Raw genomic sequence first — 16,129 nt, forward strand, 5'->3', positions numbered from 1 at the left:
CCCATGCTATCCGTTACCATGCGGCTGCGCAGCGTCCTGCTCGCATCCGCGGCCGCGCTCATTCCAGGCGCGGTGTCGGCCCAATCGGCCCTTTCAACATCGCTTCCGGCGGTTACCGTCGATGCACCCGCGCAGCAGCGCGCTGCAGCCGCGCGCAAGCCACGCACCGCGGCGCCAAACGCCCGTACGGCCCGCAGCACCCCTGCGGCAACGCCAGCATCTGTCGGCGCGCAGGCCCCGACCGTCCCAGGGGCCCTTACGGTGCTCACCGCGCAGCAGGCACTCCGCGAGATCCAGCAGACGCCCGGCGGCGTCGCGCTGGTGACGGCGGATGCGTGGCGAACGTCGACGCCGTCGAACACCATCAAGGACATCCTCGACTACGTACCGGGCGTGTTCGCGCAGCCGAAATGGGGCGACGACACCCGCCTGTCGATCCGCGGATCAAGCCTGTCGCGCAATTTCCATCTGCGCGGCGTGCAGCTCTATATGGACGGCATCCCGATCAACACCGCCGACGGCTATGGCGATTTCCAGGAGATCGACCCGACCGCCTATAAATATGTGGAGGTGTTCAAGGGCGGCAACGCATTGCGCTTCGGCGCCAATTCGCTCGGCGGCGCGATCAATTTCGTGACGCCCACCGGCCGCGATCCTTTTCCGAACGGCGCGTCGGTCGACATGGGCGCCTTCGGCTTCCGTCGCCTGCAGGCCAACACCGGCGGCGCCAATGGTCCGTGGGACGGTTTCATCACGGCCTCGACGCAATCCGCCGATGGCTTCCGCGATCACAGCTACGGCGAGGCAACACGCGTCAGCGGCAATGTTGGCTATCAGTTCTCGCCGGATTTCGAGACCCGCTTCTATCTCAATGCCAACAGCGTACGTCAGCGTATTCCCGGCTCGGTCAGCAAAGACAGCGCGCTGAATTCGCCGACCACCGCGGCGGCCAGCAATCTCACCGGCGACCAGCAGCGCAATATCGACACCGTGCGCCTTGCCAACAAGACCACCATCCGGCTCGACAACACCACGATCGACTTTGGCGTGTTCGGCGTCGATCGGCACCTGATGCACCCGATCTTCCAGTATCTGGATTACAGCTATCAGGACTACGGCGGCTTCGCGAAAGTGACCGACGACCGCAATATCGGCGGCTATCGGAACGTGTTCGTCGCCGGCGTCAATGTGATCAACGGCAGGATCGACAACAACCAGTATGTCAATGTCGCGGGCCAGAAGGGCGCGCTGACATTCTCGTCCATCGATCGATCGAAGAACACCTCGGTCTATGCTGAGAATTCGTTCTATTTCCTGCCGACTGTCGCTGTCATTGGTGGCACGCAATTCCTTTATGCGACGCGCGACAGACAGGATCGTTTGAAGCCCAATGGGGTCGACGGATCAGGCTCGACCGAATTCAACCTGTGGAGCCCTAAGGGCGGATTGCTCTGGAACATCGATCCGACATGGCAAGCCTATGCCAATGTCTCGCGCAGTGCCGAAGTCCCGAGCTTCGGCGAGAGCGTGTCTGGCAGGGACAGTTCGGGCGCGAACAATCCGATGATCCCCTTCACCAGCATCCGGCCACAGCGCGCAACGACCTATGAGATCGGCACCCGCGGTCGACGTCCTGACCTGACTTGGGAGTTAACTGGTTACCGGGCGGAAATCAGGGACGAGTTGCAGTGCATCTACAGCTCCAACGGCAGCTGCAACGTCTCGAATGCCGACCGCACCATCCATCAGGGCATCGAGGCCGGTCTCGGCATCGCCGTGTTCAAGGGCATATTCGATGCGGGGCCACTGCCGGACAAGCTCTGGCTCAACATGGCCTATACGTTCAACGACTTCCGCTTCGACAATGACGCGACTTTCGGCAACAACCTGCTGCCGGGCGCGCCGCGGCACTATCTGCGCGCGGAATTGCTCTACAAGCATGCCAACGGCTTCTATCTCGGCCCCAATCTCGAATGGGTGCCGGAAGCTTACTATGTCGACAGCGCCAATACGCTAAAGACCGAACCCTATGCGCTGCTCGGCCTGAAAGCCGGCGTCGACAATGGCGGCACATATTCAGGCTATATCGAAGCACGCAACGTGCTCGATACCCGTTACATCGCCTCCGCCAGCATTCTCAATCAGGCCACGGCGACATCGCCGCTGTTCGAACCCGGCACCGGCCGCGCCATCTATGCCGGCGTCAAGGCGAGGTGGTGAAGATGATGAATTCCGCTATGCTTCAATCCACGAAAGGACGTTCCATGACCAACCGCTCCATGCTGTTGCTTCTCACTGCGCTGGGCGCCGTGGCATCGCCCGCTTATGCCCATGTCTTCGTGCAGAGCGGTCCGGCCACGATCGGCGGCTCCTATCGCGCAGTGCTCGCCGTGCCGCATGGCTGCGGCGCCTCGCCGACGACGAAAATCACCGTGCAGATTCCGGAAGGGATGATCGCAGTGAAGCCGATGCCGAAGCCGGGCTGGACCATCGCCGTGAAGAAAGGCGCCTATGCGCAGTCCTACGATTTCATGCACGGCATGAAGGCGTCGGAAGGCGTGAAGGAAATCACCTGGACCGGGAAGCTCGACAACGACTTCTATGACGAGTTCGTATTCTCGGCCTATCTGCCTGCCGCATTGAAGGCCGATGCACCGCTGTATCTGCCGACATTGCAGAGCTGCGAGCAGGGTTCGGAAGACTGGGCGCAGATCCCGGCTGCAGGACAGGATCCGCACAGTCTGAAATCACCGGCGCCGATCGTGCGCCTTGCTGCAGCATCACCACATGATGCAATGGCGCAGATGGCCGGCATGGTTCATGCGGGCGACCTGATGATCATGACGCCCTGGACGCGTGCCACACCGCCCGCGGCCAAGGTGGCTGGTGGCTATCTCACCATCACCAACAACGGCAAGACCAGCGACAAGCTGCTCGGTGGCACATTCACCGGCGGCAGCCGCATCGAAGTGCACGAGATGAGCGTGACCGATGGCGTGATGAAGATGCGTCCGCTCAATGAGGGGCTCGAGATCAAGCCCGGCGCCACCGTGAAGCTCGAGCCCGGCGGCTATCACCTGATGCTGATGGATCTCGCCAAGCCGTTCGCCAAGGGCGACAAGGTGAAGGCGCAGCTGCAGTTCGAGAAGGCCGGCAAGGTGGACATCGAACTCGACGTCAACGCCGTCGGCGCCTCGGCACCGGCCGGCGGCGGACACGCGCACTGATCACGTCGAGATGCTGCGCACCGCACATGTTGCGGTGCGCCTGATGTCTACGACAAAGCCGCAATTGCGTCGCGTGTATCCTGGCATTAGTGCAGCCGGGGAGCTTTCAGCATCTTGGAGCGGTCCGTCGATACCAATTCGACATCGAATGTATCGCCACCGCGATAGAGCGTCAGCGGCACGTCGACACCGGCCGGACCTAGCGCCCAGAGTGCGCGATAGAATTCGACGGAATCGGATACCTCCTCACCGTTGACGGCAAGAATCACGTCGCCGGTCTTGAGCTCGGCCCGGGCCGCGGGGCCCTTCCTGGCGATCCCGACAACGACGACCTTGTCCTCGACCTCGGCGGCATACAGCCCGAGCCACGGCCGCGGCGGCTTGTTGGCACGACCATAGGTCTTGAGATCGTCGAGGACCGGCTTCAGCAGGTCGATCGGCACGACCATGTTGAGATGCTCGTTCTTGCCGCCGTGCTCGCGCTCGATCTGCAGCGAGCCGATGCCGATCAACTCGCCCTTGGCGTTGATCAGGGCGGCACCGCCCCAGTTCGGATGCGCCGGATGCGTGAAAATCGCGTCGTCGAGCAGGTATTCCCAATAGCCGGCGAATTCCTGCGTCGCGGCGATCTTCCCGGCCACGGACCGCGTGCGTCCGCCAACGCCGCCGACCACCACGCGATCGCCGATCTTCGCGCTCGCCGACTCACCGAGCGGCAGCGGTGCGATGTCGATCTCGCCGAGCGCCTGCACGAGTCCGAAACCGCTTTCCTGATCGACGCCCAGCGCCGTGCCCTGCACCACGCGGCCGTCGCCGAGATGCACCCAGATCGTTTCCGCCTCGGTGATAAGATAGCCGATGGTCAGAATGAGACCGTCACCGATCAGCACGCCATTGCCAGCGCGCTCGGTGCCGAGCGTATCTGCCGTGAAAGCATCTTCCGGGATGATGCAATGCAGGCCAACCACCGCCTCCAGCGCCTGTTCGAGGTCGAATCCGTAATCCTCAGCACGCGGCTGCACACCCGGGGGCACTTTCCACTCGGTCAGTGAAGGCATGCAAAATCTCCTTTGTCCGGGATGGGTAGCCCCCGCCATATAAGAACCGATCGCGGACGTGGAAGTCCAGCCTGTGAACTTAGCGGCCCTGCGGCGTTTGGTTACGCACCGGGACGTTTTGCGAGCCACGCCAGCAGCACCGCATTGACCTCGCGCGGATAGCAGTGGCTGAGATCGTCGATCTCGCGATAGGTGACATCGGCGCCGGCGATCGTGAGCGCCTGCTGTGCCTCGCGCGCGGTCTGCACCGGAAACATCCAGTCGAGACGGCCATGAACGAGATGGATCGGCAGCCCGCGCAGGCGATCTGCATCGGCAAACTGCGCCATCAGCGGATGGAAGGTCGAGGCCACCGGCGCCAGATGGGTGAAAGGCGACTCGGCGCGGAGGCCGCTGACATAGCAGAAGGTGCCGCCATCGCTCATGCCGGTCAGCAGCAATTGCGCGGGATCGATATGCCAGCGCGACTGCACCAGATCGAGAATGCGCGAAAGATTCGGCGTATCGGCATCGTCGCCCATTAGCGCCCAGGTGCTGCCGATCGCCGTCGGCGCGATGAGGATCGCGCCAGAGCTGCGCGCATCGGCGAGCCAGCTCCACAAGAAAGCCCGGCCGTTGCCGCTGCCGCCATGCAACGCCATCACCAGCGGCCAGGCACGATCCGGCTTGTAGGTTTCCGGCACATACATCGAGAAACCGCCGCGACGTCCGGGCTCGCCATCATGAATGACGCCGGTGTTCTCTGCCGAAGGCAATGCCAGTCGTTCAAGCAGTGCCGTGTTCTCGCGCATGTCAGGCGGAAGAAAGAACGTACTCACCGGCGGCAGCCGCGCCACCGTGGCATAAAGCGATTCCTGCGCGCGCGTGGCGTGGCGCAATGCACGAAACACCATCGGCAGATCGCCACCGGGCTGCTGGGCGGCGCGCAGGCCGGTAAAGGCCGTCAGCGCCGCGTCGCTCGCCGCATCGAGATGCGCCCGCAGATCAGTGAAATCGTCCGGCCATGCGTTGAGCTCTGCGCGCACCGCCTTGAGCGCCTGATCAGGCTCGCCCACCGCTTCCACGACGGCACCGAAAGTCGGCGGATGCAGATTGCGCGCAACGAATTGCAGCGCCTCGAGCGACTGCAGCAGGGGCGGCAGCAGAACAACGATATCGTCGACGACTATGTCGCTCATCGGAAGCTCCGGGCAAATCGTTTGGCTCCGTCAACCCAGGACCGAGCGAGAGGCCAGAGACCATACTGATACGACGGCAAAGCGGCCATCTCCGCGCCCGGCGAAAGATCTATCAGCCCCAGTTACAGATCATCCAAGTCACTCACATTCGGCAAGATCGCTGCGATGCAACATTGAAATACCATAGACTTCTCGATTTTGTATACATATACAAAATTCATGAGCATCAGCCCGATCGCCGCCAGGCCCTATCTGAGAGACGAGGTCTATACGGCCCTGAAAGTTCGACTGGGGGTGCGCGCGGCCGGCCTCACGGCCCCCTTGCGACTTCGCGAAGAGGAGCTTGCGGCAGAGCTCGGGGTCAGCCGGACGCCCGTACGTGAGGCCATGCGCAGGCTCGAGCAGGAAGGGCTGATCACGTTTCGCCCGCGCCGCGGCGCACGGCTGATGCCGACATCGCTGCCGGAATATCTCGAATGGCTGTCGATCCGAGAAATGCTGGAAGGTCTGGCAGCACGCGAAGTCGCCCTCAACGGTGCGAATGATGTCGCGTTCCGCCTGCGGGCCGTATTCGCCGATTTCGATGAGGCCGGCGCGCTGGCACGCCCCGCCGAATATGCCGCTGCCAACACCGCCTTTCATGCGCTGATGATCAAAGAGAGCGGCAACGCCCTGCTCGGCAAAACATGGGACTCATTCGGCCATCTGAAAATGGCGGGACTGCGCTTCATCGAGCGGCTCAATCGCGGCTCGCAATCGTTTCATGAGCACCACGACATCATCGACGCGATCGCACAGCGCGATCCCGACCGCGCGGAAATGCTCGCACGACGGCATGTCCGTTTGCTGCGCGACCAGGCAGCGGCGTCGCTGAAAGAATTTGACCTCCCCGAACAGAATGAGACCACACCATGATCTTCCTGACTTTTGCAGCCGCAGACGGATCGCATCTCGGCCTCGTGATCGATGACAATGTTCTCGATCTGACGAAGGCGTGGCCGGATGGCCAGGCCTCCGCGCCGCGCCAGGTCGGCGATCTCGCCGAAGCCGGCGAGGCGGGGCTCGCCATCGTGCGTGATCTCGCATCCACCGCGACTGCCGCGAACCTTGTTGCGCTGGCATCGCTGACGCTGATGGCGCCGATCCCGCGGCCGAAGAAGAACGTTTTCTGCGTCGGCCGCAATTACAAGGACCATATCGACGAAGGCATGCGCGCGCAGGGCAAGGCGCCCGCGCCGCTGCCAAGCGTGCCGGAATTCTTCACCAAGCCGCCGACCGCCGTGATCGCTTCAGGTGAAACCATTCCGCAGCATGCCAATGTCACCGAACAGCTCGATTACGAGGTCGAGCTCGCCGTCATCATCGGCAAGCCGGGCAGCAACATTTCCGCACAGAACGCCTTCGATCATGTGTTCGGCTATTCGATCATCAACGATATCACCGGCCGCGACATGCAACGCCGTTACGGCCAGTGGTTCAAAGGCAAGGGCCTCGATCGCTCCTGCCCATTCGGGCCGGTTGTGGTCCATGCGTCGGCGCTGCCGAATGTTGCCGACATCAGGATCTTCAGCACGGTCAATGGCGAGGTACGCCAGGACAGCCGCACCAGCCGCATGATCTTCGATATCCCGGCCATCATCGAACATCTGACGCGCGGTCTCACGCTGGAGCCCGGAGACGTGATCGCCACTGGAACTCCGTCAGGGGTCGGCTATGCGATGACACCACCGCGCTTCCTGCTCAAGGGGGATCGCGTCACGGCCGAGATCGAAGGCATCGGCATCCTGTCCAACAGCATCGTGGCCTGACACGGCACCGCACTCGCCAAAAACAAGGACAACAACATGAGTGATTCCCGGACATTTCGCGTACAGCGCGCGACGTCGGACTTTCGCTGGCCGAATGGCGCACGCATCGGCATCGTCTTCAATCTGGCCTATGAGGCCTGGTCGCCCGGCAAGGCACCGGGCATCGGGCCGATGGGCAACGTGTTGCAGCCCGGCTTTTTCGATACCAACGCACATTCCTGGGCAAGCTACGGCGCCGTGCGCGGCATCCAGCGCCTCACGCGCATCGCTGCCGCAAACGATGTGAAGACCAGCATCATGGTCAACGGCGTGCTCGCCGAAACCCACCCGACCGTGCTGAAGGAGCTTCATGCCGCTGGTCACGAGATCGTGGCGCATTCCTATGGCATGGATGTCATCCCGGTCTATTTCGACGAGGCCGGTGAGCGCGCCAATATCCGCCGCACCGGTGACCTCATCGCCGCCGTCACCGGCGAACGTCCGAAAGGATGGATCAGCCCACGTGGCACCGGAAGCCTGATTTCGCCAAAGCTGCTCGCTGAGGAAGGCTATGTCTGGTTCGGCGACTGCAATGACGACGACCTGCCCTCGATTATCACGCAGAAAGATGCGTCGGAACAACGCATCGTCGGCATTCCGCTGACGATGGACGTGAACGATCTGCCGCACAGCATCCGCTACGGCAATGCGCCGGCAACGCTGATCGACCAGTTCCGCGCCATCCTCGACAATGCAAACCAGGCCGACGCGGCACCGTTCATGCTCGATGTCACCGCGCATACCCATGTGTTCGGTCGGCCAGCAGGCGCGTGGGTTTACGACGCCATGATCAAGCTGGCGCGCAAGCGCGACGATGTCTGGATCGGCACGCGTATGGAGATTGCCGAATACGCGCTGGCGCAGGGCCAGTGGTTCAAGGACGAGGTGTTCTGAACCACACCCGTTGAGGAGGCGCAAAAGCCTCCCGAAAAAACATCGAGGAGGAATCTCATGACGCACTTCTTCAAGCGCGCATCCAGCGCGGTCGTGATCACCGCTGCGCTGCTGACGGCGATCGGTCCCGCCGTCGCCCAGCAGCCCTACCCGGCGCAGCCGGTGCGCCTGCTCGTCGCTTTCGCGCCGGGCGGCCCCGCCGATATCATCGCGCGCATTGTCGGACAGAAACTGAACGACCTGTGGCGCGAACCCGTCGTAATCGAGAATCGCGGTGGCGCCGGTGGCAATATCGCGGCTGCCGCGGCTGCAAGGGCCGAACCCAATGGCTATACCGTGCTGGTGACGACAAGCGCATTCGCCGTCAATCCGAGCCTGTCGGCAAAGGCCGGTTATTCGCCGGACGAATTCAAGACCGTGGTGGTCGCGGCGACCACGCCCAATCTGATCGTCGGCGCGCCTAGTCTCACAGCATCGACCCTGCGCGAGGTGATCGCCTCTGCCGCCAAGGAAAACTTCACCTATGGCACTGCCGGTGTCGGCACCACGCCGCATCTGTCGGCCGAAAAAATATTCAGGCTCAACGCCAAAGCCAACATTGTACATGCGCCGTTCACGGGTGCAGGTCCCGCGCTAAATGCGGTGATGGGCGGTCACACGCCTCTGGCCAGTGTCGCCTTGCCCGCGGCGATGGAGCTGGTGAAGGGCAAACAGGTCAAGGCACTGGCCGTGACAAGCCGCGAGCGCATGCCATCACTTCCGGATGTCCCGACCGCGCGCGAGCTCGGACTGAGTGACGACGAGGATGCGACCTGGGTGGCATTCCTGGTGCCGGCCAGGACGCCGCAGGCCGTCGTCGACAAGCTCAACGCCGACGTGAACAAGACGCTTACAGAAGCAAGTGTTCGCGAACAATTCGAGCGCATCGGCTTTGCCGCCGTTGGCGGTTCGGTGACCGACTCTCAGACCTATGTGCGCGGAGAGATCACCAAATGGGGCGATATCATCCGCAAGCTCGAGCTGAAGCAGGAATAGCGACCTAGGCGTAGCGCCCGACGCCCCTACGGATCCAGTTCCGTATCCCAGTAGAGATAGTCCAGCCAGCTGCCGTGCAGATAGTTCGGCGGAAACAGCCGGCCGTTGCGATGCAGCTGGTGCACCGTCGGCGCGAACGCCGTCTGGCGCGGGAACATGCGCGCCTGCTGCGTGGTCATGTTGCCCTTGCGCAGATTGCAAGGCGAACAGGCCGCAACAACGTTCTCCCAGGTGGTCTGGCCACCCTTGGAGCGTGGGATGATATGATCGAAGGTCAGGTCGTCATGCGAGCCGCAATACTGGCAGGAGAAGCGGTCGCGCAGGAAAACGTTGAACCGGGTGAAGGCCGGATGCGTCGTCGGCTTCACGAACGACTTCAGCGACACCACGCTGGGCAGCTGAAATTCGAACGAAGGACTCCGCACCGCGTGATCGTAGTGCTCTACGATATTCACACGGTCGAGAAACACTGCCTTGATCGCGTCTTGCCACGACCACAGCGACAGTGGGTAGTAACTCAGCGGCCGGAAGTCCGCATTGAGGACCAGAACCGGCCAACCGCCTTGCGAGACATGTGCGTTCAAGTAACGCTCCTGACCCCCACATATGGCTGCGAAGCAACCTGTCTCCACATACTACAGGCAGCGTGACAGGGTTGTGAAGGGCATAGGGCAGACCTTATCCCCTCACAAAAGCGCCGTGTTGGGACGCTTTTCTGGGAACTGCGGGTGGTCTGTCGCAGCGCCTGCCGCTAAACCCCGTGGCGCGCGCCCGGTTCGCGGCCGCAAATACCGGACGCTGCCCGATGCTCCCTTCCTCCCGCTATCTCGAGGCCCCGCAACGGCTGCGCGCCTTTGTCCGTGCGCATGAAACCAGCCTTGCGATTCTGGCAGCGCTGATCGGCGTGATCGGCGGTCTCGTGGTGGCCGCCATGAGCGCTGCGGTCAGCGTTCTTCACGCGGTGTTGTTCAATCTGGAATGGGGCCAGCGGCTCTCCAGCCAGTTCTGGATTGATCCGGTGCGCGCGATTCTGGTTCCCACCTTTGGCGGGCTGCTGCTGGGGGTCGCCTTCCTGTGGCTGTTGCGCTGGCGACCGGCCCGCGAGGTCGACCCTATCGAGGCCAACGCGCTCCATGGGGGACGGATGTCATTCCGCGGCAGCGTCATCGTCGCGCTGCAAACCGTGTGGTCCAGCGGTGTCGGCGCCTCAGTCGGCCTCGAGGCCGGCTACACCCAGCTCGCCAGCGGGCTCGGTGCCTCCATCGGGCGCGCCTTCCACCTGCGTCGCGGCGACCAGCGCGTGATGGTCGGCTGCGGTGCGGCAGCCGCGATTGCCGGCGCATTCGGTGCGCCGCTGGCCGGCGCGTTCTATGCCTTCGAACTGGTGATCGGCGGCTACACATCGGCGAGTCTGATGCCGGTCGGCGTTGCCGCAGTGACCGGCTACTTCGTAGCCCATGCCTTCGATCCACTATCGCTTGGCGTCGTTGCCGGCCGGTTCGGCGACGTGCTCGGTCATGATCTCGCAGTGGCGGCCTTGCTCGGCGTGTTCGCCGCGACCTTCGGCATCGGCATCATGCGCGTCGTCGCCTGGACCGAAGCGCTGCTCACCAAAATCAAATTGTGGCCGCCGCTGCGTCCGGCGCTGGGCGGGCTGCTGGTCGGATTGATGGCGCTGCTGACGCCGCAAGTCATGGCATCCGGACACGGCGCGCTGCATTTCGGCGGCATGACGGCCTATCCGGTCGCATTGGTGGCCTTCGTGATGGCGCTGAAAACGCTCGCCTCGATTGTTTCGCTCGGCACCGGTTTTCGTGGCGGTCTGTTTTTTGCCACGCTGTTTCTCGGCGCGCTCGGCGGCCATCTGTTCGCGGTCGGCTTCAATGCGACCGGCATCGGCTTCACCATCGATCCCGCCGTCTACACCATCATCGGCATGAGCGCGCTGTCCGCCTCGGTGATCGGCGGCCCGCTCACCATGTCGTTCATCGCGCTCGAATCCACCGGCAATCTCTGGCTCACCACCGCGGTGCTGGTGGCTGTCATCATCTCCACCCAAATGACGCGCGAGCTGTTCGGCTACTCCTTCGCCACATGGCGCCTGCACCTGCGCGGCGAGACCATCCGCAGCGCCGCGGACGTCGGCTGGATCCGCGATCTCACCGTCAGGCGGCTGCTGCGCCCGGACGTCCCGACCGTCGACTCCACCATGCCACTCGACGAATTCCGCGAGAAATTCCCGCTCGGCTCGAAGACCCAGGTCGTCGCCGTCGATCCCGAAGGCCGCTATGTCGGCCTCGCCATCGTCGCTGAAGCGCATTCGCCTGACGTGACGGCCTTTCGGCTCGACAGCCTGCTGCATTGTCGCGACGTCGTCCTGCATCCGGACATGAACATCCGCGACGCCATGGTGGTATTCGAGGGCGCCGAAGCGGAATCGCTGGCGGTGGTCGAGGCCGAAAGCCACCGCGTGCTCGGCACGCTCTCGGAAGCCCACGCGACACGGCGCTACGCCGAAGAGTCCGAGCAGCGCCGCCGCGAAGCCCTCGGCGAGATGTGATGGTCAGCCGTTAGCCGTCCGCGAGCGACAGCATATGCCCCTGATCGGGCGGCACCCGGCCGGCCAGTGTATCGCGATAGATATTCTCGACGGCGACAGGGCCACGGCTCTCGGCAATCTCGAGCGACTGTTCCAGCAGCGGCAGGAATCCCGACCACGCCGCGTTAAAGCGGGTATCAATGCCGCCCGGTCCCCATTCTTTGGCACGCTTGCGGATCTGGTCCGGCGCGAAGAACCATGAGGGCTTGGCACCGGGAAGCTCCTCATCTACCGCTGTATCCTGATGGGTGAGCCCGACGCGCCCGCTATAAACGAGTTTGTGCTTGAGGTGCCGATGCAGCCGGCCGCGCAGGTCGGCATTCCCGGCCATATCGACGAAGGCCACCGGCTGATCCGCGGGCAGCGTATCGATATGATCGTAGAGCACGACATCGTCGTAGCAGCCGAGCGACCGCACGAAATCGGCGTTGCCCGTTGATGTGAGTCCGATCACACGAACCGGCTTGCGCTTGCTGCGCAACAGATGCGCGAGACCGAAGGCTGTCTTGCTGGAGGCACTGGAGAGAATGACGGTGCGTGCACCGAAGAAGGCCTCCTCGGCGAGAAAATCATCGACCAGGAACGAGAGCATGAAGAGCGGCCGCAGCAGCGCCTGATAGTCGCCATTGCGCCCGGCAAAGGCCGGATCACCGGTCACCCGCGCATAGGCATTGTAGACCGGCGCCACGCCCTGCCGATGCGCCGCGCCGTCGCGCAGGCCGCGCTTGCTGACATCCGCGGCCTCGATCACCAGGTGCGAGGCCATCGGGAAATAGCCGAACAGCCGCTCGCCTTCGGCGATCTGCGGGTGCATCGAGGCGATCACCTTGCCGAAACCCCAGACCGGAATATTGCCGAAGCCGTCAGGCGCCTTGAACAACTGCCAGTATTTCATGACATCGCCTAGCATCGCATAAGTGATATTGTTGGCGGTGAAGGCGAAGCGTTCGACCTCAACCAGAAGGCAGTCGTCGGATAGTTCGTCGAGCCTCGGCAGCGACATCTGTCGAAGCGTCGTACTTTCAAAATCAGTCTTGGAAATATTGAATTGCGTATACGTGCTCATGTTCGAACTCCGCAGCGTTTTGCCGCTGCGATCATTCCTGCGCGCGATGTCTGTTTTGCGACAGCGCGGGTGTTTAAAACAACGTCCGTTTCAAACACTGTTCGACTACACCGTGGGAACCGTGCCGCCGTCGATCACGAATTCTGCACCAGTGATTGATGCAGCGCGCGGCGATGCCAGAAATGCCACGAGGTCCCCGACTTCGTGCGGCCTGGCCGGGCGTCCGAGCGGAATACCGCCGAGCGAATCCATCAGCATTCTCTGCGCGCCCTCGTAATCGGTGCTGTTCTCGTCGGCGATCGTCTGCACCAGCCCGACGGCGGCCTCGGTTTCCACCCAGCCCGGCGAGACGCGCACCACGCGGATGCCTTTCGGGCTAACTTCCTTTGATAGCGCCTTGCTGTAGTTTCCGAGTGCCGCTTTCGCTGCCGCGTAGGCCATCGTGGCATCGTGCAACGGCAGCACACGCTGGATCGAAGTGACATGAATGATCACGCCGGATTTCTGCTCCAGCATCGACGGCAACAGAGCGCGATCCAGTCGGACGGCAGCATAGAGATTCAGGTCCATTGCGCGCTGCCAAGCGGCGTCATCGAGCTTTGCGAAACCGCCCGCAGACGCGGACGACCCGCCAACGACGTGGACAATGATATCGATGCCGCCGAGGCGCTTCAGGACCGCGTCGGCGAGCGCCGTGCACCCGTCGGCGGTGGCAACGTCAGCAACGACGAAGCCTGCATGGTCCGGCATGCCGGCCGGCCTGTTGCGCGCTGTCGTGAGCACCACTGCACCCTGTGCCAGCAGACACGCGACGACGGCTGCACCAATACCTTTGGTCCCACCGGTCACGAGCGCCCGCTTGCCAGCGAGTTCGCCGCCCGCCTGATGATTTGTCATCGTCCAGTTCCTCATTTTCACATCCGCACAGCGCGGCGCATTGTCTGCGAGGGAAATGCGGATATGTTTGCCGAATGACAAGAACGCACGAGAAAGTGGGGGGCTTACCTCCAGGTAAGGAACCGTGGACTGCGACGACCGCATCGGACGGGATCGAGCAGTCGCTGAAGATGATCGGCGGACGCTGGAAGCTGGAAATCCTGTTTCGTCTGTTCGGCGGCCGAATTTTGCGCTTCTCCGAACTCGAACGCGCAATCCCTGCGGCCTCGCAGAAGATGCTCGCGCAGCAATTGCGGCAGCTCGAGGCCGACGGCATCGTTCGACGCGTCGTGCATGCACAGGTGCCGCCGAAGGTTGAATATGCGCTAACGGATTGGGGCGAGTCTCTTTGCCCTTCGCTCGACACACTGCTCACATGGTTCGTATGGAAGCCAGCGTCCGACGCCGCGGTATCTGCCATGGGGACATCCACCTCGCCTCCTGCCGAGGAATAGCCTGGCCCGCCCAGTCGATGCCGCGGCCCGCGACGTTTTCACTTCGCCGGTTTGCCGATCACGCCTTCGCGCTTCTTGATGGCGTGATAGTAAGCCCACCACAGATGCGCCGCCGCACCACGCAGCGGACGCCATGGTTCGGCCAGCGGCGCCATCTGTTTCACGGTCGGACGCTCCTTGAGACCGAGCCCGACCTTGATGGATTCCTGAATGGCGACATCGCCCGCCGGCCATGCGTCGCCATGGCCGAGACAAAACAGCAGATAGACGTCGGCCGTCCACGGACCGATGCCGTGCAACGCGACCAGCGTGTTATGCGCGGCGTCGGCGTCTTCCTCGGCGAGCACATCGAGATTCAACCGCTCCTCGACGAGTTCGCGCGCCAGCGCCTTCAACGTCTTGATCTTCGCCGCCGACAGGCCAAGCCGGCCCAGGCGATCGGTACGCGCCTTGCGGATGGCGTGATGATCGAATGGCGAGAAGGCGCCCGAGACGCGGCCCCAGATCGCTGAAGCCGACGCCACCGAGACCTGCTGCCCGCAGACGATCTGCGCAAGCCCTTCGAAGCCCGGCGCACGTTGCCGAAGTGCCGGCATCCCGGCCATGGCCAGGATCGGTTTCAGCCGCGGGTCGAGCTTCACCAGCTCCATAACGGCATCGTCGAGCACGGATTGATCGGTAAGATGAACGGTCATGATCCCCAAGGATCACCACGGCGTGACCGCAAGATCAATGCTGCCAATGAATGCGCTGCGGCAATAGCGCACCATGCAACCGGGAACCAAAGCCCCGGATATCGCGTTGTTTGGGTTCAATGGAGGCTACCGCTATGCGGACGTTTTTTGGAATGATCCTGGGTGCACTGATCCTGGGCATCGGCGTTTACATCTACGATTCGATGTCGACCTCGTCAGTGGCGAACGGCCAGACGGCGCAGGAGCGTCGGACGATCGTCAACTGGGATGTTGCTGCCAATGAGTGGGAAGCACTGAAGACGCGCACCAAGCAGGATTGGGCCAAGCTCACCTCGCAGGTGAAGTCGTAAGCACATCAGCAACGAGAAGACTGGTTACGCCGATCAAAGATGCCCTCGCCGATGAGCGGGGGCATTTTTCTGTCTTGAACGTGCCGACTTTTACTTCTTCGCAGCCGCGGCCTTACGCGCATCGGCGATCGCGAGAACAAACTGTTCTTTGGTGATCGGTCCGGGAATGCGGAACTTGCCGACAATGAAGGATGGCGTGCCGTTGAAGCCGAAAGCCGTCGCCTGCTCATCGATCTGCTTCAGCTTGGCAACGATCGCATCCTGATTTTTCTGCAGATCGGCGACGGCGCGATCGACATCGATACCGGCCTTGGCGAGCCGGTCACGCGCTATCGCTTCCGTCAGTTTGGTATCGAGGCTGATCAGGGCGTCCTGCGCCTCGATGAACTTGTTCTGGTATCTGGCAGCGAGCACGAGACGGGCCGCATAGACGGACACCGGCCCGAGGATCGGCCAATCCTTCGACACCAGGCGAACCTTGCCGTCTTCCTTCACCAGGGCGCGCAGGTCGGGGGCGATCTTGCGGCAATAGGGGCATTGGTAGTCGAAATATTCGACGATGGTGATGTCGCCCTTCGGGTTGCCGGCGGCCGGGATGTCCGGATCGCGGAGTACCGCGGCTTCGTTAAGGACGTCTTCGTCCTTGGCGGCACCAGATGCCGCGAGCACCTTGCCGGACGCGCCGAGCAGCATGGCGCCACCGAAAAGCCCGAGCGCAGCGCGGCGCGTCGTGGCGGTCTTCGAGGTCTCGCGGATTGCGGCGGTCATGATGTTCTCCGAAGACGCATC

16 protein-coding genes are annotated in these 16,129 nt (G+C 62.8%); 9 read left to right on the forward strand and 7 right to left on the reverse strand.

The features are described 5' to 3' along the window. The first annotated feature begins 3 nt into the window (after window positions 1-3). Together AB8A50_RS18055 and AB8A50_RS18060 are read left to right on the forward strand one after the other, a co-directional pair. Window positions 4-2,220, forward strand: a complete 2,217-nt coding sequence (locus AB8A50_RS18055) for a TonB-dependent receptor family protein (RefSeq protein ID WP_439078479.1) — start codon at window positions 4-6, stop codon at window positions 2,218-2,220. A 44-nt stretch (window positions 2,221-2,264) separates the two neighbouring features. Next, the gene (locus tag AB8A50_RS18060) at window positions 2,265-3,227 is read left to right on the forward strand and encodes a DUF1775 domain-containing protein (RefSeq protein WP_439078480.1); all 963 of its coding nucleotides are present in this window, start codon (window positions 2,265-2,267) and stop codon (window positions 3,225-3,227) included. Between the two features lie 86 nt (window positions 3,228-3,313). Here the strand turns inward: AB8A50_RS18060 and AB8A50_RS18065 are convergent, their stop codons facing one another. After that, the gene (locus AB8A50_RS18065) at window positions 3,314-4,285 is read right to left on the reverse strand and encodes a S1C family serine protease (RefSeq protein ID WP_120287257.1); all 972 of its coding nucleotides are present in this window, start codon (window positions 4,283-4,285) and stop codon (window positions 3,314-3,316) included. Between the two features lie 101 nt (window positions 4,286-4,386). Continuing rightward, window positions 4,387-5,463, reverse strand: a complete 1,077-nt coding sequence (locus AB8A50_RS18070) for a phospholipase (RefSeq protein WP_439078481.1) — start codon at window positions 5,461-5,463, stop codon at window positions 4,387-4,389. A gap of 219 nt (window positions 5,464-5,682) precedes the next feature. Between AB8A50_RS18070 and AB8A50_RS18075 the strand changes: the two genes are divergently transcribed. From AB8A50_RS18075 to AB8A50_RS18090, 4 genes are read left to right on the forward strand one after another with little or no spacing between them, the layout of a single operon-like run. Beyond that, window positions 5,683-6,378, forward strand: coding sequence for a GntR family transcriptional regulator (locus tag AB8A50_RS18075; protein WP_439078482.1), 696 nt, complete (start codon window positions 5,683-5,685; stop codon window positions 6,376-6,378). After that, window positions 6,375-7,271 (forward strand): fumarylacetoacetate hydrolase family protein, encoded by an 897-nt coding sequence (locus tag AB8A50_RS18080; RefSeq protein WP_439078483.1) that lies wholly within the window; start codon window positions 6,375-6,377, stop codon window positions 7,269-7,271. The genes AB8A50_RS18075 and AB8A50_RS18080 overlap by 4 nt, the downstream gene beginning before the upstream one ends. Window positions 7,272-7,307: 36 nt before the next feature. Further along, window positions 7,308-8,204, forward strand: coding sequence for a polysaccharide deacetylase family protein (locus AB8A50_RS18085; protein WP_439078484.1), 897 nt, complete (start codon window positions 7,308-7,310; stop codon window positions 8,202-8,204). 57 nt (window positions 8,205-8,261) lie between these two features. Further along, a complete protein-coding gene (locus AB8A50_RS18090) occupies window positions 8,262-9,239 on the forward strand; it encodes a Bug family tripartite tricarboxylate transporter substrate binding protein (RefSeq protein WP_439078485.1) in 978 nt (325 codons plus the stop codon). A 26-nt stretch (window positions 9,240-9,265) separates the two neighbouring features. Here AB8A50_RS18090 and AB8A50_RS18095 read toward each other — a convergent pair whose 3' ends face one another. Then, window positions 9,266-9,823 (reverse strand): HNH endonuclease, encoded by a 558-nt coding sequence (locus tag AB8A50_RS18095; protein WP_089267641.1) that lies wholly within the window; start codon window positions 9,821-9,823, stop codon window positions 9,266-9,268. A 221-nt stretch (window positions 9,824-10,044) separates the two neighbouring features. Here AB8A50_RS18095 and AB8A50_RS18100 point away from each other — a divergent pair, with 221 nt between their 5' ends. After that, window positions 10,045-11,799 (forward strand): chloride channel protein, encoded by a 1,755-nt coding sequence (locus AB8A50_RS18100; protein ID WP_439078486.1) that lies wholly within the window; start codon window positions 10,045-10,047, stop codon window positions 11,797-11,799. Window positions 11,800-11,809: 10 nt separating this feature from the next. On the opposite strand, the gene AB8A50_RS18105 is transcribed toward AB8A50_RS18100, so the two are convergent. Both AB8A50_RS18105 and AB8A50_RS18110 read right to left on the reverse strand, forming a co-directional pair. Beyond that, window positions 11,810-12,841 (reverse strand): DUF2855 family protein, encoded by a 1,032-nt coding sequence (locus tag AB8A50_RS18105; RefSeq protein WP_439079992.1) that lies wholly within the window; start codon window positions 12,839-12,841, stop codon window positions 11,810-11,812. Window positions 12,842-13,009: 168 nt separating this feature from the next. After that, entirely contained in the window at window positions 13,010-13,801 is a 792-nt protein-coding gene (locus AB8A50_RS18110; RefSeq protein ID WP_093758148.1) for an SDR family oxidoreductase, read from the reverse strand. A gap of 74 nt (window positions 13,802-13,875) precedes the next feature. Here AB8A50_RS18110 and AB8A50_RS18115 point away from each other — a divergent pair, with 74 nt between their 5' ends. Then, window positions 13,876-14,295, forward strand: coding sequence for a winged helix-turn-helix transcriptional regulator (locus AB8A50_RS18115; protein WP_439078487.1), 420 nt, complete (start codon window positions 13,876-13,878; stop codon window positions 14,293-14,295). Between the two features lie 38 nt (window positions 14,296-14,333). Here AB8A50_RS18115 and AB8A50_RS18120 read toward each other — a convergent pair whose 3' ends face one another. Further along, complete coding sequence (locus AB8A50_RS18120) at window positions 14,334-14,990, reverse strand: DNA-3-methyladenine glycosylase family protein (protein ID WP_231079030.1); 657 nt, start codon at window positions 14,988-14,990, stop codon at window positions 14,334-14,336. Between the two features lie 134 nt (window positions 14,991-15,124). On the opposite strand from AB8A50_RS18120, the gene AB8A50_RS18125 reads away from it, so the two are divergent. After that, window positions 15,125-15,340 carry a hypothetical protein gene (locus AB8A50_RS18125; protein WP_068730379.1) on the forward strand — a complete coding sequence of 72 codons (216 nt, stop codon included), beginning with the start codon at window positions 15,125-15,127 and terminating at the stop codon, window positions 15,338-15,340. A 90-nt stretch (window positions 15,341-15,430) separates the two neighbouring features. On the opposite strand, the gene AB8A50_RS18130 is transcribed toward AB8A50_RS18125, so the two are convergent. Beyond that, window positions 15,431-16,108: a DsbA family protein gene (locus tag AB8A50_RS18130; RefSeq protein ID WP_093757425.1), complete on the reverse strand. Its 678-nt coding sequence runs from the start codon at window positions 16,106-16,108 to the stop codon at window positions 15,431-15,433. Window positions 16,109-16,129 lie beyond the last annotated feature (21 nt).

Source organism: Tardiphaga sp. 841_E9_N1_2, from assembly GCF_051811065.1.
Classification (GTDB): Bacteria; Pseudomonadota; Alphaproteobacteria; order Rhizobiales; family Xanthobacteraceae; genus Tardiphaga; species Tardiphaga robiniae.

What these genes read in the sequence shown, in the direction of transcription:
- AB8A50_RS18055 (WP_439078479.1), top strand. Translation starts at nt 4, where the DNA reads ATGCTATCCGTTACCATGCGGCTGCGCAGCGTCCTGCTCGCATCCGCG.
- AB8A50_RS18060 (WP_439078480.1), top strand. Translation starts at nt 2,265, where the DNA reads ATGACCAACCGCTCCATGCTGTTGCTTCTCACTGCGCTGGGCGCCGTG.
- AB8A50_RS18065 (WP_120287257.1), bottom strand. Translation starts at nt 4,285, where the DNA reads ATGCCTTCACTGACCGAGTGGAAAGTGCCCCCGGGTGTGCAGCCGCGT.
- AB8A50_RS18070 (WP_439078481.1), bottom strand. Translation starts at nt 5,463, where the DNA reads ATGAGCGACATAGTCGTCGACGATATCGTTGTTCTGCTGCCGCCCCTG.
- AB8A50_RS18075 (WP_439078482.1), top strand. Translation starts at nt 5,683, where the DNA reads ATGAGCATCAGCCCGATCGCCGCCAGGCCCTATCTGAGAGACGAGGTC.
- AB8A50_RS18080 (WP_439078483.1), top strand. Translation starts at nt 6,375, where the DNA reads ATGATCTTCCTGACTTTTGCAGCCGCAGACGGATCGCATCTCGGCCTC.
- AB8A50_RS18085 (WP_439078484.1), top strand. Translation starts at nt 7,308, where the DNA reads ATGAGTGATTCCCGGACATTTCGCGTACAGCGCGCGACGTCGGACTTT.
- AB8A50_RS18090 (WP_439078485.1), top strand. Translation starts at nt 8,262, where the DNA reads ATGACGCACTTCTTCAAGCGCGCATCCAGCGCGGTCGTGATCACCGCT.
- AB8A50_RS18100 (WP_439078486.1), top strand. Translation starts at nt 10,045, where the DNA reads ATGCTCCCTTCCTCCCGCTATCTCGAGGCCCCGCAACGGCTGCGCGCC.
- AB8A50_RS18105 (WP_439079992.1), bottom strand. Translation starts at nt 12,841, where the DNA reads ATGTCGCTGCCGAGGCTCGACGAACTATCCGACGACTGCCTTCTGGTT.
- AB8A50_RS18110 (WP_093758148.1), bottom strand. Translation starts at nt 13,801, where the DNA reads ATGACAAATCATCAGGCGGGCGGCGAACTCGCTGGCAAGCGGGCGCTC.
- AB8A50_RS18115 (WP_439078487.1), top strand. Translation starts at nt 13,876, where the DNA reads ATGACAAGAACGCACGAGAAAGTGGGGGGCTTACCTCCAGGTAAGGAA.
- AB8A50_RS18120 (WP_231079030.1), bottom strand. Translation starts at nt 14,990, where the DNA reads ATGACCGTTCATCTTACCGATCAATCCGTGCTCGACGATGCCGTTATG.
- AB8A50_RS18125 (WP_068730379.1), top strand. Translation starts at nt 15,125, where the DNA reads ATGCGGACGTTTTTTGGAATGATCCTGGGTGCACTGATCCTGGGCATC.
- AB8A50_RS18130 (WP_093757425.1), bottom strand. Translation starts at nt 16,108, where the DNA reads ATGACCGCCGCAATCCGCGAGACCTCGAAGACCGCCACGACGCGCCGC.